This is a genomic window from Streptomyces sp. NPDC001770 (assembly GCF_053596135.1).
This window is the reverse complement of sequence record NZ_JBSFFN010000010.1, coordinates 185,453-205,288: the sequence shown is the minus strand read 5'-3', so window position 1 is coordinate 205,288 and position 19,836 is coordinate 185,453. Positions and strand designations below refer to the sequence as shown.

Sequence of the window (19,836 nt, the reverse complement as noted above, 5' to 3'; positions counted from 1 at the left end):
GGAGGGTGGCACGCGCTTCCCCGGCGTCCGGCAGGCCCTCTCGGCGGTTGGGCTAACCTTTCCCCATGCCGCCTCGACCAGCCGGATCGCGTCCCACACTGTCCCTGGTGGCCAAGACCGCCGGTACGAGCATCCCCACCGTGTCCAAGGTGCTGCGAGGCGGAACGGACATCTCGGCGGAGACCCGCGCGAAGGTCATGGAAGCCGTGCGGGCCGTCGGCTACACCCGCCCCGCCGGGGCCAGGAGCGAGAACGTACGGGACGAGAGCGGCCTCTCGCAGGCGCTCGACCTCGTGGTCACCCATTTCGAGGGATCGTGGGCGAACCTGCTGATAGCCGGGGTGGGGCGTGAAGCGGCGGCGGCGGGAATCGATGTTGTCCTGACCCTCGCGGAGCCGCACGGCGACTGGGTGTCACGGCTCCTGAGAAGGCGCACCATCGGCGTGATCGGAACCTTGATCGATCCCGCGTCGCGGCAGTTCGGCGCACTCTTCGCCGCGGGCGTCCCCGTGGTGCTCATCGACCCGATGACCACGCCCCCCTCGGGGGTGGCGAGCATAGGGGTGGCGAACTGGGAGGGCGGCCGCATGGCCTGCGACCACCTCCTGTCCCTCGGCCATACGCGAATGGGGGTGGTCGCAGGTCATGCGCGCCACCTCTTCAGCAGGGCACGCGTCGACGGTTTCCGCGCGGCGGCCGACACCACGACCGTCGGCAACGCCACGGTGTCGGTGACCCACGGCGGATGGAACCGTGCCAAGGCGGCGTCCGCAACCCACGCGCTGCTCGACGACGACCCGGAGATCACGGCCGTCTTCGCCTGCGCGGATTCCATGGCACTCGGCGTCTACGACGCAGTGGCGGCCCGGGGCCTGCGGATACCCGAAGACATCAGCGTCATCGGGTTCGACGACCTGCCCGAGGCGCAGTACGTCACCCCCGGCCTGACGACCGTGAGACAGCCCAGCACCGAGCTGGGCGCCGCGGCCGTCAAACGTCTGATCGAGCTCTCCCGGGGCGAGAACGCCGGTGTCCGGTCACCCGCCCGTATGGAGCTGGCCACGGAGTTGGTCCTCCGTGCCTCCACCGGACTTTCCTCCGCGTCCTCCCACTGACATGTGCCGGCGGGTCTCCGCCCGCGTCATCGCGGATCGTCGTCCGCCGGCAGCCCGGTTCTCCGGCGCGTGGCGCCGGTGTGTCGGCACGGGCCGCCTCGGCCTCGCGCTTCGGGGCGACTACCTGGAGTCGCTCGACCTCGTTCAGCGGGGTATCGCGGAACCGCCCGGGCACATGACCGGGTCCCACTCCTCGTACCGGCCGGACAACCCGGTCCACGACACCGCCTTCCACGCGGCGTATCCGGCGCCGGTGCTGGTGAACGGAGCTGATCTCGCGGACTCCTTCTCGTACTGGACCTTCAGTGACGTGTAGGAGGAGGTGCGTATCCATCCTCATCGCGTCGTTCCACGGTGGCTTGGGCCTGCTGACGCACCGGCGGATCGACGTCCGACGCCGCTTCGTGAGGCAGGAAGCCGACAACTCCTGGGCGGCCTGGTGTGAGATGAGGCGGCTGCATGCCGAACGAGGGAGGTGGCTCGGGGACTCGGCCCTGCCGGTCAGGAGAAGGTGACGACTCCGATTCCGAGGACGAGCCAGGTGACGAAGAAGGCGAGTGCCGGAGTCAGGACGAGCAGCACGCGGAAGCGCCCGGAGCGTGCGGATTCCAGGTGGTCCTCCAGCTCGACGACGCCGGGGGCCGCAGGGTCGTACACGACGGTGACGCTGTCGCGCGGTGCGACGCTCGTGAAGTTCGTGGCGCAGGAGTCCGCCTCGCGCGTGATTCCGTCGGACGGTGCGTAGGAGAACCGCACCGACACCTCGTCGCCGTGCCAGGAGAGCCCCTCACACACACCCACGGTGCGGATACCCGAGGCGATGAGCCGACGGGCGGTCCGGTGGCCGCGGAGGAAGTGGACGGCGAGGGCTCCGAACAGTGCGGAGAGGGCCGCCGGCAGGACCACGCAGAACAGGGCAACACCCATCGTGTGGTTCTCGCTTTCCGTCATGCCCGTTCGGCCGCGCTGAGGTGGAAGGCGAACTGCTGGTGGTCGCGGATCGCGAGCATGCCGGACAGGTCCGCCGCCTGTCCCACCTTCCGCGAGAACGCGAAAACCTCAGGCAACGGTTTCCGGTGCCCGCGGACTCTATGGTGCGAGGAGGTGAGCCATGAGAGACACAGTAGGAGCAGTCGCGGACATCGGTGAGCGTTCCGACGATTTCCAGGCGTTCGTCGTGGGGCGGTGGCCCCGGCTGATGCGGACCGCGTATCTCCTGACAGGAGAGCAGTACGCGGCGGAAGACCTCGTACAGGGCTGCCTGGAGCGGACCTTCGTCGCGTGGCGCAAGGTGGCGCAGGCCCGTGACCCGGACGCCTACGTGCGGCGCATCATGATCAACACACACGCGCGCAGGTACCGCAGAGGACTCAAGGAGTACCTGTCACGAGGTGATGCCCCCGGGCTCGGGCACGATCTGCCGGAGCGCGGCGACGACATGGCACAGGCCGTCGAGCGGTCTGACCTGGTCGCCGCGCTGGCCCGACTGCCGCTGCGGCAGAGAGAAGCCGTCGTGCTGCGTTACTGGGAAGACCTGAGCGAAACACAGACGGCCGCTGCGATGGGGTGCTCGGTGGGCACCGTGAAGAGCAACGCGGCCAAAGGGATCACCCGGCTCCGGTCGGCCATCGGGCCGACCCGCACCGGCACGGACACGACACATCTGGTGCACGAAGGGCGGATGTCATGACGGATACGGGCACCGATATCTCCAAGCTGCTCGCCGACGCCGCGCGAGGCGTACGGATCGAGCACGCGCCCGTCGACGCGATCGTCGTGGGCGGCAGGCGGCGCAGGAGCAGGCGCCGGGCCGCCGGAGCGGCCGCCGGAGCGCTGGCCGTGGTGTGCGCGGCCGGAATCCTGACGTCGGCCTCCCTGCGCGAGGACTCCGGGGTGGCGTCGGTCGCCGCCGTACCGGACTCGGTGCCCCGGCCCACCACGGAGGTCATCGCGAGTGGGCAGCTCGACGGGACGCCCTGGACCCTCAGCGTCGACATATGGAAGCGCGCCGACGACGCCGACGAGGCGAGCCGCGCGTGGAACGCGATGAAGGAGGCCGAATATCCGGACCCACTGCGTGCGGGCGGTGCGGGAGGGCCTCAACTCGTGCACACGGGATGGTTCTTCGCCAACCTGAAGGTCGGGGAGCGGCGCTCGTTCGTGGATGACGGAGCGCTGATCGGAGCCGGGGACCGCACGGTCGAGACCAGCTGGGGCAAGCTCGCCCCGACCGGTTCCGGTTGGTTTGTCTTCGGGCGGACCGCTCCCGGAGTCCGCGCCGTCATCTGCGTCTGGGACGACGGGCGCAAGGCCTCGCCCCAGCTGTGGACGGTCGCCGGAACCGACAGACGGTTCTTCGCGATCGAGGCCCCGGCCCCGGAACCGACTGCCGGACAGCCCCGGTGCACGGCGGTGGACTGACCGGTCCGTACGCGCGTGGCCCGGCACAGGGCCTGTCCGAGGGGCCAGGATTCTCCCGTCAGGGGATCCGCCGTACGGCATCCGGCTCAGGGGCGTCCGGCGACGAACCAGCGGGCGGGTAGCTGGACCGGGGAGCCGTCGGGGCGGGTCTCGCTCATGGCGAGGGCGGTAGCGCCTTCGCCGAGTACGGTGAGCCCCGCCGCCCGCAGAAGGGCCGCGACCTCGCCCTCGGCGACTTCGCCGGGGCGCAGGTCGTGTTCCTTGACTCGGCGCAGTTTGAGTGAAGGGCCGCCGGGCTGAGCCGCGACGGCGGCGATGACCGCCTTGGCCCGACCTGTCGGCTCCAGGACCAGGGCCCGGCCGCGCGCACCGACCAGTTGGGCGACGGCGGCGGCCACTGCCGGGCGGTCCTCGGGGTCGCTCTGGTGCAGGACGGCGCGCATGTAGACGTTGGTGTCGCCGAGGCGCTCGTGCAGCGCGCCGGTCTGCGACGGGTCGGCGAGGTTGAGCTGCTCGTACGTCGCGGCTCCGCCCGGATCGGTACGGCGGGCGTGGGCGACGGCCGCTGCGGAGAGGTCGACGCCGACGGCGCGGGTGAAGCGGGTGGCGAGGAAGCGGGTCTGTGTGCCGTTGCCGCACCCGAGGTCGGCGACCGGCAGGGCGGGGTCGGCGTACGGGGCGAGGTGATCGAGGTCGCGCCGCGCCGTCAGGGCCGGATCCGCGTCCCAGAAGGGTTCGCCCTGCTCTCCGGAACTCTGCTCCCAGAAGCCTTCCCACGCGGTGCGGTAACGGTCGGATACGGTCATGGAGTCTCCACGCGGTGTGCGGGCGGATCTGTGTGCCGGGGTCCGGGATTGCCCGATGGCGGTCCGGCGGACGCCTCACTCGGCCTCCGAGCCGTCCGGGAGGAGTGTCCCACCCCGGGCGCCGGTACCGGGGGACGACCACGGCCGGCAGCCCGGCATGCCCGGCCGCGAAGAAGTGGGCATCCAGTTCCCCAGGTGTCCCAAGGGCCGGCGCTCATCGCGGCCGATCCGCCTGGCACACCGTAAGGTACCGGCCGATCGGCCTGACACACCGTAAGGTGGCGGCCGATCCGCCTGACACACCGCCAGTTACCGGCGGGAGGGCCTCGCCCGCCTCCGGAACCCGCTGCGTCGCCCCTCCATGGCGGCCGAGCGGCCCCATGGGCCCACGCGGCACTCAACCGGAGCATCCGCGGGCGCCGTCCGACGGACTGGCGGCGCGTCCGCAGCCTCAGCGGATCTCCGCGAACTCAAGGAACGTGTGGAGGTCGTGGGTCGCGTCCAGGAGACCCAGGCCGCTCACGACGACGAGGGCCACCGCGGCCACCAGGAGGTGTACCGGGCTGCGTGGGGCGGGGTTCAGCAGGGCGGCGACCCGGCGCGGTACCAGGCCGGGGGCCTGGTGGTGTCCGAGGACGCCCAGTGCCGCCGCGGGCAGCCTGCGGGCGCGGCTGCGTTTCGTCGCCACCGCGGCCCGGGCGACGGTCTCGGCGACCGCGCGGCGGTCGCCGGTCTCCCGGGCTGCGCTCTCGTCCGCCCATCGTTCGACGGTGAACGCGACGGACGCGGCCAGGGGCCGCAACAGCGGGTTGGCGGCGGCCGAGATCTGGGCGAGGGCGACGAACGCGTAGTGGTGGTGTTCGAGGTGTGCCCGCTCGTGGGACAGGACGATGTCGTGGCCGGCCGGGTCGAGGGCGGCGAGCATGCCGTGGGAGATCACGATGCGGCCCGGGAAGCCAGGCATGGTGTACGCCTCGGCGTGCCGGCCGTCGGTGACGACGACGGGGTCCCGGCCGGGCAGGCAGGCCGCGTCCCGGGTGGCGGACCAGAGGGCCCGTACGCGCCGGACGGTGAAACGGAGGGTGGCCACCGCCGCGCCGGCGAGCAGCACGGCTCCCAACGCCGCCGCCGGCCAGGCCGCCGGGTCCTGGTGGGCGATCACCTGCGGTGAGTACCCCTTGAGCGTGGAGACGAGCGGGAGTCGCACCAGCCCGGCGAAGGCGAGCAGTCCGAGAGCGGCGGTGCTGGACGCGGCGAGCAGCAGCCCGGCCACGGTCAGCAGCCAGGTCGCCAGGCGGGGTTCCAGGCGCCGGGCCAACGGGCCCGCGCACACCCAGGCGAGTACGGGCAGCAGCAGCGGTACGTAGACGGCCAGGTGCATCGGTGCGCCGCCCCGCTACTCGTCGCCCGCGAGCAGACGGCGAAGCAGGTCTTCGTCGTCGTCGGACAGCTCGTCCACGAAGTGGGAGAGCACGGAGGCGCGGTCGGTGCCCGCCTCCAGGACCTTGTGCATGTGCCGGGCGGTCAGCCCCGACTCGTCGGTGACCGGCGCGTAGGCGTAGCTGCGTCCTCGCCGCGAGCGCTCCAGGACGCCCCGGCCGTGCAGCCGGGCGAGCGTGGTGGCGACCGTGGTGTGGGCGAGCGCGGTAGTCAGTCCGGTCACCACGTCACCGGGTGTCAGGGGGGACTCGGCGGAGTGCAGCAGCGCGAGGATCTCGGCCTCCAGCGCACCGTTCGCGCGGCGTCCGCCGCCCGCCCCGACCACCTCTTGCTGATCGCCCAACGCCGTCTTCCCGCCTCGATGGTCTACAGTCTCACTAACTTCTATTCGTGAATAGAAGTTAGACCCCGTCCGGCCTTCGCCGCTCGTTCTCCCCGAGCCAGGCCCGTCCCCAGGATGCCTCATGCCCCCTCCGTCTGCCCACCGCCTCCCCTTCCGGGGCCGGCGGCGGCGGCGGTCGGCGGCGATCGCCGCCGCGGTCTGCGCGGTCCTCCTGGCGGCTCTGGTCGTCGCGGTCGCCGTGCACCCCGCGCCCTTCGCCGTGGACGCCACCGTCCACGACTGGGCGCTGGAACACCGGCCTGCGTGGGTGCGACGGACGGCCCGCATGGTCACCGTGACCGGCAGCGGCGTACCGGCCTACGCGCTGGCGGCCCTGGCCGGAGCCTTCGCGCACCGCACCTCGGTGTGGCGCGGGGCCGCGGCGGGGCTGCTCGCCCTGACCTCGGCGCAGCTTCCGCGCATCGCTCTGGCCACGGCCGTGGCGAGGCCCCGGCCACCGGCCGGGGACTGGGCGGCCTCGGCGAGCGGCTGGTCCCTGCCCTCCGGGCACACCACGACATCCCTGGTGGTCGGGGTGCTGCTCGTTCTCGCCGTGGACCGCCGGGTGCGCGGCCGGGGACGCTCCGTCCTGCTCGCGGTTCCGCCGGTCTGGGCGGTCGCGGTGGGTCTCAGCCGTGTCTGGCTGGGCGTGCACTGGCCGACCGACGTCGTGGCGGGATGGCTGTTCGCGGCCTGCTGGACGGCATCGGCGGCACTCCTCGTACTCCTGCGACGGCACCGGGCAGCGGCCCCGGCCGTCCCCCTTCCCTCGGACGAAAGGTGGCTCACGTGAGCGCCATCGGCATCGGACAAGCTGCGATCCTCGGCGTGGTGGAAGGGGTGACCGAATTCCTGCCGGTCTCCTCGACCGGCCATCTGAAGATCACCGAGGGGCTGATGGGCATCCCCGTCGACGACGCCTCCGTCGTCGCCTTCACCGCCGTCATCCAGGTCGGGGCCATCGCCGCAGTCCTTCTCTACTTCTTCAAGGACATCGTCCGGATCGTCGGTGCCTGGGGACGCGGGCTGCGCCACCGTGACCAGCGTCATGACCACGACTACAAGTTCGCCTGGTGGGTGATCTACGCCACCATCCCGGTCGTCGTCGTCGGCCTTGCGGCGAAGCCGCTGATCGACGGCCCGCTCGCCTCGCTCTGGGTGGTGGCCGGTTCGCTGATCGCGGGCAGCGCACTGATGTGGGCGGCCGACCAGATGGGCCGGCACAAGCGCGGTGAGAGCGACGCCACGCTCAAGGACGCCATGCTCGTCGGCTCCTCACAGATCCTCGCGCTGCTCTTCCCCGGCTTCTCCCGCTCCGGCGCCACCATGTCCACCGGGCTCATCCTCGACCTGGACCGTGTGGCCGCCACCCGGCTCTCCTTCTTCCTCGGGATTCCCGCCCTCACCGGAGCCGGTCTGTACGAGCTGAAGGACGCCGTCGGCACGGGCACCGCCGTCGCGCCCCTCGTCGTGGGGACGGCGGTCTCCTTCGTCGTCGCCTACGCGTCCATCGCCTGGCTGCTGAAGTTCGTCGCCCGGCACAGCTTCAACGCCTTCGTCGTCTACCGGGTCGTCGTCGGCCTGCTCCTCTTCGCCCTGCTGGGCACGGGGGCCCTGAACGCCTGATCCGTCGGCCGGTCCGACGCCCGGTCCGACGCCTGCTGCGAACGCCCGATCCGTTTCGACACGTCCCCGCCCTTCAGCACCACTCAGCACCCCTCAGCACCCCTCAGCACCCCTCAGCACCCAGGAAAGTGACCATGGCACTGGCCCTCGGCCCGCACTGGATCGACCCCGACTACCTGATCTCGACCTTCGGACTCATCGGCATTCTCGCCGTCGTCTTCGCCGAATCCGGCCTGCTGATCGGCTTCTTCCTGCCGGGAGACTCCCTGCTGTTCACCACCGGGCTCCTGGTGGCCGGGAACGAGTACCTCACCCAGCCGCTCTGGCTCGTCTGCCTGCTCGTCGCGGTCGCCGCGGTCCTGGGCGACCAGGCCGGCTATCTCATCGGCCGCAAGGCCGGACCGGCGCTCTTCCGCCGCCCCGACTCACGGTTGTTCAAGCAGGAGAACGTCGAGAAGGCGAGCGCGTTCTTCCAGAAGTACGGGCCGCGCTCGATCGTGCTGGCGCGCTTCGTGCCCGTCGTACGCACCTTCACACCGGTCGTCGCCGGGGTCAGCTCCATGGACTACCGCACGTTCCTCACGTTCAACGCCGTCGGCGGCACGATCTGGGGAGTCGGCGTCACGGTGCTCGGCTACTTCCTCGGACAGGTCTCCTTCGTCGAGGCGCACATCGAACTCATCCTGATCGCCATCGTCCTGGTCTCGGTCCTGCCGATCGCCTTCGAGTACCTGCGCGCGCGGCGGACAGGACGGCCCGACGGCCGGTAGCACGCCTGGCGGGCCGTCGCTCGCGTCGGCGTCAGCGAGCGACCGTGCCCCGGGCCTCGCCCACCTCGTGGCTCATGTGGGCGATTCCCGTGATCGCGACACCCGTGGACAGTGTTACGGCCACGGCGACGACGAGCGCGAGCGACCTGGGCCTGAGCTCGGAGCGCGACGGCGGCGCGAGAAGAGCGGCGACCCGTCGCGGTACCGGACCTGACGTCACTCCGGGAGCCAGGTAAGGGCGTTGGGAGCCTCGGCCGTTCTGGCCGGCCAGAGCGGCACGGGCCACGGCACGGGCAGCCAGCTTGCGGTCCCCGACGGCCCGCGCCGCCGCCTCGTCGGCCGCACGCTCGGCGGAGAGCCGGATCGCCTTGCGCACGGCGCGCAGGGCGGGGTGGCAGTGGGCGGCGATCTCCGCGACGGCGAGGAAATAGTGGTGCCGCCCCGCGTTGTGGGCGCGTTCATGCGCGAAGAGGACCTCCCGCTCCGGGGCTTGCAGGGAGCGCAGCATCGAGGTCGTCACCACGATGCGGTTCGGGCGGCCGGGCAGCGCGTAGGCGTCGGGGTGGGGTGAGTGGACGACACAGAGGTCACCGGCCATCGGCAGGGAAGCGGCCTGCCGATGGGCCGCCCGAAGGGAGCGCCCGTGCCGGACGGCGGCCCGCCCGAGGGCGAGGGCGCCGACCGCGAGCGTCCCGGACGACACCACGGCCGCGCCGACGACCATGGGCAGCGAGGGCGTACAGAGCGGGTGGACGAGGTGTCCCATCCTGGCGAACACGGGTATGAGCAGCAGGCCGGTCAGGCTCAGGGCGCCGAGGGAGACCACACTCGCCACTGCGAGCGCCAGGGCACCAGCCGTGAGGATCCACAGTGCGGTGCCCGGGCGGGCCCACGCCATCACCCGGTTCGCGGCCGGCCCCAGCAGGAACGGCAGCAGGAGCGGCACAACGAACAGTGGAGTCAGCACCTGTCGTCCTTCGGTAGGGCAGGACCTCACGCGTGTGTCACGCGTGTGCCCGGATTGCTCGGGTGTCGTAGACCGTCCGGACAGAAACTGACCCGCCCGCTCCACCGGGGGGTGTCCGTACGGCCCTGCGATCGTCGCACCTCAAGTTACCTGCCTCGCCAAGTCGCCCACCCCGCGCAGTCGCCCCACCGAAAGCCGCATGCCCCGAGGTCGCTTCCCCGGGCGTTGCCCACTCTGCGCGCCGGCCGGGGCAGGGGCGGCGCCGGGACGGCCATGGGAGAAGATGGGAACATCGACGACTGCCGACCGATGCGGCCTGCAGGCCCGGCGGACGGCAGTTCGACGACGCGCCCTGAGGGGCGGCCGCGCCGGTCGCGGACCCAGCAGACCCTTTCGGGGAGAGGACAGTGCCATGGCGGACACCGAGGGCGAACGCCGGCCGGCGGGCGAGCTCGAAAGCAGCGTGCTCGCCGCGCTCTGGGCTTCGGAGAAGCCGCAGACCGCCGCCGAAGTCAGGACGGCCATGCCGCAACCGCTCGCGCGGACCACGGTGGCCACCCTGCTGGGCCGGCTCCACGACAAGGGCGTCATCGGGCGCACCTCGGCGGGCCGGGGGTACGCCTACTTCCCGCTGGAGGACTCGCACGGGCTGACGGCACGGCGTATGCACCGGGAACTCGACCAGGACGGCGACCGCAGCACGGTGCTCGCCCGGTTCGTCGACGGCCTCAGCGCGCAGGACGAGGCCGAGCTCAGACGCCTGCTGGACGAGGACGCCTGAGCCGTCCGCCCCAGGAAACGCGCCGGACGGCCTCCCCGTGCGGTGCACCTCGATGCCCGCCGCGGGGAAGCCGCCCGGCGTCGTGTTCCGTACGGTTCAGACCTGCGCGGCACGTTCCCGGCCGGCGTTCTCTTCCTTTTTCCTGCCGGGGCGCGGCGTGCGCGCGGGGGCGAAGAAGACCGCCAGGGTCGGGACGAGGTACAGGACCCAGACGACGACCTGCACGACGGTCGGGTCGGGCTGGAAGTTGAAAATGCCCTTGAGGAGCGATCCGTACCAGCTGTCCACCGGGACGGCGGTGTGGATGTCGAAGGCGAGGCTGTTCAGCCCGCCGATGAAGTCGGCCTCCTGGAGGTCGTGCACGCCGTAGGCGAGGACTCCGGCGGCAACGACGACGAGCATCCCGCCGGTCCAGGTGAAGAACTTGGCGAGGTTGATCCGCACCGCGCCGCGGTAGAACAGATAGCCGATGACGACGGCGGTGGCAAGCCCCAGGAGCACCCCGATCAGGGGGCGGTGGGTGCCGTCGCTGGACGCCTGGACGGAGGCCCAGACGAACAGCGCGGTCTCCAGCCCTTCCCTGCCGACCGCGAGGAAGGCGGTCACCACCAGGGTGAAGGTGCCCATCTGGAGGGCCGCGTCGAGCTTGCCGTGCAGTTCGGCCTTGAGGTGACGGGCGGTGCGCCGCATCCAGAACACCATCCAGGTCACCAGGCCCACCGCGACGATGGAGAGGGAACCGCCCAGGGCTTCCTGCGCCTGGAAGGTCATCTCCTGCGACCCGTAGGTGAGCGCGCAGCCGAAGCCGAACGCGATCAGCACGGCGACGAGGATGCCGGCCCACACGGGCCGCAGAGCGTCCCGCCGGCCCGTCTTCACCAGGTAGGCGATGAGTATGCAGACGATCAGACTGGCTTCCAGGCCCTCTCGCAGCCCGATCAGATAGTTGCCGAACATGCCGTCGTCACCTTCTTGTTCTCCGTGGTGTTCATGGGGGGGGTACGCGGACCGGGCGGTCAGGTGTCGAACAGCGAGCGGCCCCACCAGTCGTGGGTGTCGCGGACGCCGGGCGGGATCGCGAACAGGGCCGAACCGACGTGCTGGATGTACTCGTTGAGCGCGTCGTGGCGGGACAGCTCCCGCTGGAGGGGTACGAACCCCTTGCGCGGGTCCCGCTGGTAGGCGAGGAAGAAGAGGCCGGCGTCGAGCCTGCCGAGGCCGTCCGTACCGTCGGTGAAGGAGTAGCCCCGGCGCAGGATGCGGATGCCGCCGTTGCTGTCGGGGTGGGCGAGGCGGACGTGCGCGGTGGGCTTCATGCCCTTGAGGAACGGGGTCGCCCGCTCGGTGGCCTTGCCCGCGGGGGCGCCCACCTTCTTGTCGCGGCCGAAGACGTCCTCCTGCTCGCCGAGCGGGGTACGGTCCCAGGTCTCGATGTTCATCCGGATGCGCCGGGCCACGAGATAGGAGCCGCCCGCCATCCAGGGGGCGCCGTCCTTCCCGCTCGCCCAGACGTGCTCGTCCAGCGCCCCGGTGTCCGTACCGGGGATGTTGTTCGTGCCGTCCTTGAACCCGAAGAGGTTCCGCGGAGTCTGCGCGTCCGGCGTGGTCGACGAGGTCTTCCCGAAACCGAGTTGGGACCAGCGGATCGCGACCTTGCCGAAGCCGATCCTGGCCAGGTTGCGGATCGCGTGCACGGCCACCTGCGGATCGTCGGCGCACGCCTGCACGCACAGGTCGCCGCCGCTGCGCGCGGGGTCCAGCTGGTCCCCGACGAACTTGGGCAGGTCCGCCAGCGCGTCGGGCCGCTGACGGCCCAGATCGAACTTGGCGAACAGGGAAGCGCCGAACCCGATGGTGAGGGTGAGCTGGGACGGTTCCAGCCCGAGCGCCTCGCCGGTGTCGTCCGGGGGCGCCTCCGGTATGCCGCCGTACGCGCCCTCGCCGACGGTCCGGCCCTGCGTCATCCGGGCCGCCGCCAGCGTCCAGTCCTTGAGGAGCTGGACGAAGGCGGCGCGGTCCTCGGTGGTCACGTCGAACGCGGCGAAGTGGAGCCTGCCTTGGACCGGCGTCGCGATCCCGGCCTGATGCGCCCCGTGGAACGGCACGGCGTCGCTCCCGGCGTCGTCCGCCGGCCGGGAAGCGGCCAGCGCCGCCGCACCGCCCGCCGCGGCGGCGCCGACGACCAGGCCGGCGCCGCCCCAGCCGAGCAGCGCCCGCCGGGAGTGAGAGACGGACGTGCTCTCGTCCTCGGTCATGCCCAACCCTTTCGCGGGACCCGGGGGCCCGTGTCGCTTCGGTTCACGCTCCGTGGGCGACCGGCGCCCGGAGTGAGGTGGTGCGGGTGACGGCCCTTACTCGACGACGGCCGCGGCGAGCTTGGAAACGGGCTCGGCCAGGGCGTTCACGGCGTCCGAGAGCTTCTTGCGGTCGGCGGTGGAGACCTTGTCGTACGAGACGAACTCGTACGACGAGGAGTCCGGGCGGTACTGGTCGAGGAGCTTGTCCACACTCGCGAACTGGGTGTCCAGCTCGGCCGTGAGGGCCTGGTCGTTCTTGGCCGCGGTGGACTTGAGGAGGTCGTACGCCTTCTCGGCGCCTTCGATGTTGCCCTTGAAGTCGACGAGGTCCGTGTGCGAGTAGCGGTCCTCCTCGCCGGTCACCTTGCCGGTGGCGACCTCGGTGAGCAGGTCGTTGGCGCCGTTGGCCATCGAGGCGGGCGTGATCTCGGCGTTGCCGACGCGGTTGCGCCAGTCGGTGAGATCGCTCAGGAGCTGGGCGGCCAGCTTCTTGTCCTCGTCGGTGATCTTCTTGTCCTCCCAGAGGGACTTCTCCAGCTTGTGCCAGCCGGTCCACTTCTGCCCCTCCTCCAGCCCGTCGGCACGGGTGTCGACCAGCGGGTCGATGTCCCCGAACGACTCGGCCACCGGCTCGGTGCGCTCCCAGCCGAGGCGGGACGGCGCGTACGCCTTCTTCGCCGCTTCCAGGTCGCCGGCCTGCACGGCGTCGGTGAAGACCTTCACCTTCGGGAGGGTCTCGTCGGCCTGCTCCTGGGCGTAGGCACGGTAGGCGGCGACGGCCTTGTCCGCCTCGGGGTCGCGCTTCGCCGTGGAGGCGCCGGTGACCTTGAGCGGCTGCCGGAAGCCCTTGCCGGTCATGCCGGGGACACAGGCCACTTCGTAGGAGCCGGCCTTGAGTTCACCGGTGACCTTGTGGGAGGTGCTGGGCCCGATGTTCTCCCGCTCCGCCGCGATCCGCCCGTCGGGGTAGAGGATCTCCACCTCGGTGACCTTGGAGCCGGTGCTCTTGATGTCCAGCACCACCTTGCCCGCCGCCACGGATGTCGAGGAGGTCTCGCAAGCGCTGTCGCTCGCGGTCACCTTGACGGTCTGCCCGCCGTCGGCCTTGGCGTCACTCTTCTCCGTGCAGCCGGTGAGGGCGGCCAGGCCGACCACGGCGGCGGTCACGGTCATGGCGGAAAGGCGGGCGGTACGCATGTCGGGTCTCCTGGGTTCGGGGAAGGGTCGTTCGGTGCCCGCGTCCCGGATCCGATCGGTGATCCCGTGAGGTGAGGCTGACCTAACTTAGCCCCCGGAGCCGACCCCGATCGGCCCAATCTGCTGTGACATGCGCCTCATTGGAGCTCTCGACTCGTCAACGAACGCGCGATTTACCACGCTTCGCCCCAGGCGGAGTCAAGGAAGGGCAAAGCATCATGTGATATAAGGCCCGCGGAATTCCAACAGGGCATGCCTCGTACCGGAGTCGGCACCCCTCGAACCGTCACGGGCGGGCCCTCCCGGCTCGCACCGACCGGCCCCGGGGCAGCAATCGACACCGTTGGTCTACTGCACTGTAGACGATACGTGGGTGGGGCGTGTGGCGGGGCCACCGAGTCGGCGGAGCCTCGGGAGCGGAAGGGCGACGGGCTCCGCGCGGACACGGCGGGCAGCCCGGCCGCTTCCCGGTGAACGGGTGGGCCGGATCCGGTCGGGCCACTCCCCCGCACTCCTGCGTGCACGACCGCCCACGCCCGTCGCGCACGCCCCGCCCCCGACCCCGAGACGCATACGACCCCGGGCGGCCCGAAACGCCTGTGGCCCTGGGGCGGCCCGGCCCCGGCGTGCGGGCAGCACCACCACCCGCGGCACTACCCGTGAGAGCCCTGACGCCGTTTCGGGTCCGGCAGGTAGCTCGCGAGGCCCCTCAGGATGATCTCCAGGCCGACGTCGAACCTCTCCTCTGAGGAGTCCGTCACCAGCAGCCCGGACAGGGCCCGCAGATGAGGGAAGTCAGCCGCCGGCAGGGAAGCGAGGTAGGTCTGCATCTCCCCCGCCATCTCGCGCCGGTCGGACGGTTCCGGGGAGGGGTCGTCACCTTCGTGGCCCGCGCCCCGGTCCCGCCACATTCCTTCCTCAAGGACGAAGCCGTCGATGTAGGTGGAGATGATGTCGCCCGCCCTGGCCGCGATGCGGTCGGGCAGGCCCGCGACGCGGAAGACGGCCACCACGGCTTCGACGTGCGGCAGCAGTTCGGCGGTGAAGGGGGCGTGGGCCATCGAAATCCTGGCCATGTCCCGGTGGGCCAGGAGGCGTTGCCGTGCGGAGCGGGCGTAGTCGCGTACCTGCTCCCGCCACCGGGCGGGATCGGGCCGGGGAATCGAGAAACCATCGAAGAGGCGGGTGTACATCAGCTCCAGGAGGTCGTCCTTGGAGCTGACGTGGGCATAGAGGGCCGAGGCCGAGACCCCCAGTTCGGCCGCGACCTGGCGCATCGACAGGCCGTCGAGTCCCGCACGGTCGAGCACGGTGAAAGCGGCGTCGACGACCCGGTCGCGCGAAAGCGGCAGGCGCGCGGGGGTTCCTTGGGCGCGCGCGGGACGCGCGCGCGCCCAGGGAGAGGGCGGAGGAGGCGCGGGGGTACCGGTGGCCGGGTCGGTCATGGACACAGCCTAGGCATCGGGAGCGACGGAACGGGGGTACCCGCGGGTGGGACCCGCCCGGTCGCCCGACGCACGACGGTCGGGCCGGACGGTACGACGCCCTCGCCGAGGCCGCGCCGGGTCCACGTGCCGGAGAGGGCGGAACGCCGACGCGCCGACGGGACCACCGGGCTCGCCCGGCCGTGAGCGGGTGACATCGGGCCTTGTCGCGCGCGGCCATGACCGGATGCCGTCGAGCCCCTCGCGCCCTGTCACACAGCGCGATGACCGGGTGCCGCGCCGTCGGGCGCCGCGCCGTCGGGCGCCCTGCCGCGCAGCCAGGACCGGCTGTCATGCCGTCGAGCCCCGTGACCCAGCACTGCCCGGGTGGCGTCGGGGTCCTGTCACGCTGCCGCCGGGCGGCACACATCCTCGCTCACACCCCCACCACCCAATCCCGCAGGACGCGATATATCTTGTCCCGGCCGGACCATTGCGCTATATCTTGATGAACGCCGTTCTCTGACTGAACACCGTTCTCCCACGAGCGGTGTTCTCCGCTGCGGCATGCCATCAGTCCGACCATCAGGCGCCCCGTCCGAACGTGAGCGGCGCTGCCCTTCCACGAGGAGATCCGATGTCCACCACCGGTGTTGCGTCATCCCCGACGCCCACCGACTCCCCGGCGCCCTACCGGTGGCGCTGGGTCGCGCTCTTCGTGATCCTCGCCGCCGAGGTGATGGATCTCCTGGACGCCGTAGTCACCAACATCGCCGGTCCCTCCATGCGGGCCGACCTGGGCGGTGGCGCATCCACGCTGCAGTGGCTCGCCGCCGCGTACACCCTCTCGATGGCCGTCGGACTGGTCACCGGTGGTCGGCTCGGAGACATACACGGCCGCCGCCGGATGTTCCTGGTGGGCGCCGCCGGCTTCACCGCGGGTTCGCTGCTGTGCGCGATAGCCACCTCGCCCGGCATGCTGATCACGGCTCGCGTCGTCCAGGGACTGTTCGGCGCCGTGATGCTGCCTCAGGGCCTCGGCATGATCAAGGAGATGTTCCCGCCGAAGGAGTCGCAGAAGGCCTTCGGCCTCTTCGGCCCGGTCATGGGGCTGTCCGCGGTGTGCGGGCCGATCCTCGCGGGCTGGCTCGTGGACGCCGACTACTTCGGCACCGGATGGCGGATGATCTTTCTGATCAACCTGCCGCTCGGCGCCGCGGCCTTCCTCGGCGCTCTGCGCTACCTGCCCAGGACCCAGGCCGGCGACAAGCCTCGCCTGGACATCCCCGGCATGCTCCTGGTCTCGCTCGCGGCCCTGCTCGTCATCTTCCCGCTGGTGCAGGGCCGCGAGTACGACTGGCCCGCCTGGACGTTCGCGATGCTGGCCGCCTCGGTCGCCGTCTTCGTCGCCTTCGCCGTGTACGAGTCGCGCCGCAGCAGGGCGGGGCTGGACCCCCTGGTCGTCCCGAGCCTTTTCCGCAAGCGCGGGTTCAGCGGAGGCATGACCCTCGGGCTGGTCTTCTTCTCGGCCATGCAGGGCTTCATGCTCGTCTTCAATCTCTACACCCAGATCGGACTGGGCTACTCGCCGCTCAAGGCGGGCCTGGTGATGGTGCCCTGGTCCGGCGGCATGATCGTCGGCTTCGGACTGGCCCAGGCCGTGGCACGGTTCGGCCGGACCGTGTTGCAGGCGGGCGCGCTGGTCATGGGACTCGGCGTGTTCGGTGTCTGGCTGACGCTCGACACGGCGGGCGGCGGCGTCGGCCCGTGGCAGCTCCTGCCCGCCCTGCTCGTGACCGGCACCGGCATGGGCCTGCTGATGGCGCCGTTCTTCGACATGGTGCTCGCCAGCGTCGAGCAGCACGAGACGGGCTCGGCGTCCGGCACGATGACCGCCGTCCAGCAGCTCGGCGGCGCCTTCGGGGTGGCCATCCTCGGCACGGCGTTCTTCGGCCTGCTGGGCGGCTCGATCGCCAGTTCCGTCGACCACCACGCGGACGGTCTGCGCGACCGGCTCAGCGCCGTCCACGTCACGCCCGCGGCCCAGGACCGTGTCGTCGCGGACCTGCGCCGCTGCGCTGCGGACCGCGCCGTCGCCAAGGACCCCGCCGCGACCCCCTCCTCCTGCACCCGCCTGGAGAAGGACGCCCGCTCCGCCGCCACCTCACCCGAAGCCGCCACCAAGGTGCCCGCCGTGCTCCAGGACACCGCGTCCTCCGCTTTCCGCAGAGGCTTCGGCTCGGCGATGAAGACCGTGCTGTGGATTGTGGACGGCATGCTCGTCCTCACCTTCCTCCTCGCCTTCCTGCTCCCCCGCCACGCCCGTCCCGAGGAGACCCCCGCCCACTGAAACGGCCGCCTGGCCGATCCGCTGCTCCCGGGCTGTGGTCGGCCAGGCACGCCGCTCCCTCGGAATCGCTCCTGGGACGGGACGGGCGCGTTGGGGCAGCGGTGGCTCGCGCGCGAGTTGTACGGGAGCGCACTGGTTCACCTCCGCTCGCGCGGAGAGGACTCCGGTGACTACGTGGCCGCCGCCTGAGCCCGCGGTTCACCTCCGCTCGCGCGGAGAGGACCGCCCCATGACCTCGAAGGACTCACATGTTCGCGGTTCACCTCCGCTCGCGCGGAGAGGACCGCCCCATGACCTCGAAGGACTCACATGTTCGCGGTTCACCTCCGCTCGCGCGGAGAGGACCGTGGCGGGGGCCGGTGGCCGGTGCGGGGAGGCGGTTCACCTCCGCTCGCGCGGAGAGGACCGTCGGAACTCTCCCGCGAGTACGACCGGGTACGGTTCACCTCCGCTCGCGCGGAGAGGACCCGGAGAACGGATCTCCGCGTGGGTTATCGGCCGGTTCACCTCCGCTCGCGCGGAGAGGACGTGTCCGTCAGCGTGAGGTCCACCATCTCGCCCGGTTCACCTCCGCTCGCGCGGAGAGGACGGCTACTACTGGCTGCTCGGAGACCTGGTTTTCGGTTCACCTCCGCTCGCGCGGAGAGGACCGTGTGGCTCAGCGACCCGAAGGCGTTCCAGGACGGTTCACCTCCGCTCGCGCGGAGAGGACTCCTCGGCGCGGACGACCATGCGGCCGTGGGACGGTTCACCTCCGCTCGCGCGGAGAGGACCGGCGCACGGCCCGGAAGTACCGGCCGGACGGCGGTTCACCTCCGCTCGCGCGGAGAGGACATCGACGTCGTCATCATCGACTCGCTGACGCACGGTTCACCTCCGCTCGCGCGGAGAGGACGGGTGGGAGGCGGAGAAGCAGCCCTACACCAGCGGTTCACCTCCGCTCGCGCGGAGAGGACGCCAGCGTCGTGGTGTTCTCGACCAGGACGTCGGTTCACCTCCGCTCGCGCGGAGAGGACGTAGTCGGTGTTGCCGAGCGCCCGCCAGGCCACGGGTTCACCTCCGCTCGCGCGGAGAGGACGTAGTCGGTGTTGCCGAGCGCCCGCCAGGCCACGGGTTCACCTCCGCTCGCGCGGAGAGGACGTGTTGAATCCGGCGGAAACCTGCATCGTGGTCGGTTCACCTCCGCTCGCGCGGAGAGGACCGCGAGACCGGGTGGCGTGCGTGGGCGTAGTGCGGTTCACCTCCGCTCGCGCGGAGAGGACCTGACGACGGCCGCGCTGGTCCAGGTCGCCGACGGTTCACCTCCGCTCGCGCAGAGAGGACTCATCGTGGGAGTCCTCCGGGGATGTGTCGGGCGGTTCACCTCCGCTCGCGCGGAGAGGACTCCTCGGCGCGGACGACCATGCGGCCGTGGGACGGTTCACCTCCGCTCGCGCGGAGAGGACGGGAGGATCGGCCACGTGCTCTTGGCGTAGTGCGGTTCACCTCCGCTCGCGCGGAGAGGACCGCCACCAGGTGCTACAGCAAAGGCCCCGGGACGGTTCACCTCCGCTCGCGCGGAGAGGACTACTCGGCGTCATGGCGCAGGCGTCGCCACAACGGTTCACCTCCGCTCGCGCGGAGAGGACCCCGGAGATTTCGCCGAACCGGTCGCGCGCCCGCTGGTTCACCTCCGCTCGCGCGGAGAGGACCGTCTGGGACTCACCCCGGAACTCGAAACCGTGGGTTCACCTCCGCTCGCGCGGAGAGGACAGATGCGCATCATCGACCAGGTGCGCGAGGTGCGGTTCACCTCCGCTCGCGCGGAGAGGACAGCTGGGGCCCCTGCGCGGTCTGGGCGGCGGCCGGTTCACCTCCGCTCGCGCGGAGAGGACTTCCACAGCCACATGCCGACCGCAGCCAGGACCGGTTCACCTCCGCTCGCGCGGAGAGGACCCCCTCGCCGATCTGATCTGCCTCGGCCGCGACGGTTCACCTCCGCTCGCGCGGAGAGGACGCACGCGTCGGCCTTGAAGGGGCTGGTTGATCCGGTTCACCTCCGCTCGCGCGGAGAGGACGAACCACTCCGGTGGAAGAAGCCCCGCAAGGTCGGTTCACCTCCGCTCGCGCGGAGAGGACCCTTCGCGACCTGCCCATACTCGAGGGCTTTGCAGTCTCTTTGCCGAGCTTCGACGCGCATGCTCTCCGTCCCATCTCCCTCACGCAGAAGTGTAGATGTCGCTCTCCACACGATGCCGGTTGGGACTTCGGGGAACGTACC

18 protein-coding genes and 1 CRISPR repeat array are annotated in these 19,836 nt (G+C 71.2%); of the genes, 9 read left to right on the top strand and 9 right to left on the bottom strand.

What is annotated here, in order from left to right:
• Positions 1 to 107 precede the first annotated feature (107 nt).
• Entirely contained in the window at positions 108 to 1,115 is a 1,008-nt protein-coding gene (locus ACWCSV_RS12155) for a LacI family DNA-binding transcriptional regulator (RefSeq protein WP_451141155.1), read from the top strand.
• A 175-nt stretch (positions 1,116 to 1,290) separates the two neighbouring features.
• Positions 1,291 to 1,431: a GH39 family glycosyl hydrolase gene (locus tag ACWCSV_RS12150; RefSeq protein WP_451141153.1), complete on the top strand. Its 141-nt coding sequence runs from the start codon at positions 1,291 to 1,293 to the stop codon at positions 1,429 to 1,431.
• A gap of 185 nt (positions 1,432 to 1,616) precedes the next feature.
• Here the strand turns inward: ACWCSV_RS12150 and ACWCSV_RS12145 are convergent, their stop codons facing one another.
• On the bottom strand, positions 1,617 to 2,042 hold the full coding sequence (locus tag ACWCSV_RS12145; protein ID WP_451141151.1) for a hypothetical protein: 426 nt from the start codon (positions 2,040 to 2,042) through the stop codon (positions 1,617 to 1,619).
• 184 nt (positions 2,043 to 2,226) lie between these two features.
• Between ACWCSV_RS12145 and ACWCSV_RS12140 the strand changes: the two genes are divergently transcribed.
• Entirely contained in the window at positions 2,227 to 2,805 is a 579-nt protein-coding gene (locus tag ACWCSV_RS12140) for a SigE family RNA polymerase sigma factor (RefSeq protein ID WP_451141149.1), read from the top strand.
• A complete protein-coding gene (locus ACWCSV_RS12135; RefSeq protein WP_451141147.1) occupies positions 2,802 to 3,536 on the top strand; it encodes a hypothetical protein in 735 nt (244 codons plus the stop codon). The genes ACWCSV_RS12140 and ACWCSV_RS12135 overlap by 4 nt, the downstream gene beginning before the upstream one ends.
• A gap of 86 nt (positions 3,537 to 3,622) precedes the next feature.
• On the opposite strand, the gene ACWCSV_RS12130 is transcribed toward ACWCSV_RS12135, so the two are convergent.
• The 3 genes from ACWCSV_RS12130 to ACWCSV_RS12120 form a co-directional block, all read right to left on the bottom strand.
• Entirely contained in the window at positions 3,623 to 4,342 is a 720-nt protein-coding gene (locus ACWCSV_RS12130) for a class I SAM-dependent methyltransferase (protein WP_451141145.1), read from the bottom strand.
• A gap of 451 nt (positions 4,343 to 4,793) precedes the next feature.
• Positions 4,794 to 5,723, bottom strand: a complete 930-nt coding sequence (locus ACWCSV_RS12125) for a M56 family metallopeptidase (RefSeq protein WP_451141143.1) — start codon at positions 5,721 to 5,723, stop codon at positions 4,794 to 4,796.
• A 15-nt stretch (positions 5,724 to 5,738) separates the two neighbouring features.
• Positions 5,739 to 6,125: a BlaI/MecI/CopY family transcriptional regulator gene (locus tag ACWCSV_RS12120; RefSeq protein ID WP_451141141.1), complete on the bottom strand. Its 387-nt coding sequence runs from the start codon at positions 6,123 to 6,125 to the stop codon at positions 5,739 to 5,741.
• A gap of 121 nt (positions 6,126 to 6,246) precedes the next feature.
• Here ACWCSV_RS12120 and ACWCSV_RS12115 point away from each other — a divergent pair, with 121 nt between their 5' ends.
• The 3 genes from ACWCSV_RS12115 (at position 6,247) to ACWCSV_RS12105 (ending at position 8,560) form a co-directional block, all read left to right on the top strand.
• Entirely contained in the window at positions 6,247 to 6,957 is a 711-nt protein-coding gene (locus ACWCSV_RS12115; RefSeq protein WP_451141139.1) for a phosphatase PAP2 family protein, read from the top strand.
• Positions 6,954 to 7,790 carry an undecaprenyl-diphosphate phosphatase gene (locus tag ACWCSV_RS12110; protein ID WP_451141137.1) on the top strand — a complete coding sequence of 279 codons (837 nt, stop codon included), beginning with the start codon at positions 6,954 to 6,956 and terminating at the stop codon, positions 7,788 to 7,790. The genes ACWCSV_RS12115 and ACWCSV_RS12110 overlap by 4 nt, the downstream gene beginning before the upstream one ends.
• 134 nt (positions 7,791 to 7,924) lie before the next feature.
• The gene (locus ACWCSV_RS12105; protein WP_451141135.1) at positions 7,925 to 8,560 is read left to right on the top strand and encodes a DedA family protein; all 636 of its coding nucleotides are present in this window, start codon (positions 7,925 to 7,927) and stop codon (positions 8,558 to 8,560) included.
• A gap of 31 nt (positions 8,561 to 8,591) precedes the next feature.
• Here the strand turns inward: ACWCSV_RS12105 and ACWCSV_RS12100 are convergent, their stop codons facing one another.
• A complete protein-coding gene (locus ACWCSV_RS12100; protein WP_451141133.1) occupies positions 8,592 to 9,527 on the bottom strand; it encodes a M48 family metalloprotease in 936 nt (311 codons plus the stop codon).
• Positions 9,528 to 9,939: 412 nt separating this feature from the next.
• Here ACWCSV_RS12100 and ACWCSV_RS12095 point away from each other — a divergent pair, with 412 nt between their 5' ends.
• Complete coding sequence (locus ACWCSV_RS12095; RefSeq protein WP_451141131.1) at positions 9,940 to 10,308, top strand: BlaI/MecI/CopY family transcriptional regulator; 369 nt, start codon at positions 9,940 to 9,942, stop codon at positions 10,306 to 10,308.
• Positions 10,309 to 10,404: 96 nt separating this feature from the next.
• On the opposite strand, the gene efeU is transcribed toward ACWCSV_RS12095, so the two are convergent.
• From efeU to ACWCSV_RS12075, 4 genes are all read right to left on the bottom strand, one after another.
• On the bottom strand, positions 10,405 to 11,265 hold the full coding sequence (efeU, locus tag ACWCSV_RS12090; protein WP_451141129.1) for an iron uptake transporter permease EfeU: 861 nt from the start codon (positions 11,263 to 11,265) through the stop codon (positions 10,405 to 10,407).
• Between the two features lie 59 nt (positions 11,266 to 11,324).
• Positions 11,325 to 12,563 (bottom strand): iron uptake transporter deferrochelatase/peroxidase subunit, encoded by a 1,239-nt coding sequence (gene efeB / locus ACWCSV_RS12085; RefSeq protein ID WP_451141127.1) that lies wholly within the window; start codon positions 12,561 to 12,563, stop codon positions 11,325 to 11,327.
• Positions 12,564 to 12,659: 96 nt separating this feature from the next.
• Entirely contained in the window at positions 12,660 to 13,802 is a 1,143-nt protein-coding gene (gene efeO, locus ACWCSV_RS12080; RefSeq protein ID WP_451141125.1) for an iron uptake system protein EfeO, read from the bottom strand.
• Between the two features lie 653 nt (positions 13,803 to 14,455).
• Positions 14,456 to 15,247, bottom strand: coding sequence for a TetR/AcrR family transcriptional regulator (locus ACWCSV_RS12075; protein WP_451141123.1), 792 nt, complete (start codon positions 15,245 to 15,247; stop codon positions 14,456 to 14,458).
• A gap of 616 nt (positions 15,248 to 15,863) precedes the next feature.
• Between ACWCSV_RS12075 and ACWCSV_RS12070 the strand changes: the two genes are divergently transcribed.
• Positions 15,864 to 17,576: an MFS transporter gene (locus tag ACWCSV_RS12070; RefSeq protein ID WP_451141121.1), complete on the top strand. Its 1,713-nt coding sequence runs from the start codon at positions 15,864 to 15,866 to the stop codon at positions 17,574 to 17,576.
• Positions 17,577 to 17,709: 133 nt separating this feature from the next.
• Positions 17,710 to 19,694: a CRISPR direct-repeat array (repeat unit 29 nt; unit sequence CGGTTCACCTCCGCTCGCGCGGAGAGGAC).
• Between the last annotated feature and the right edge of the window lie 142 nt (positions 19,695 to 19,836).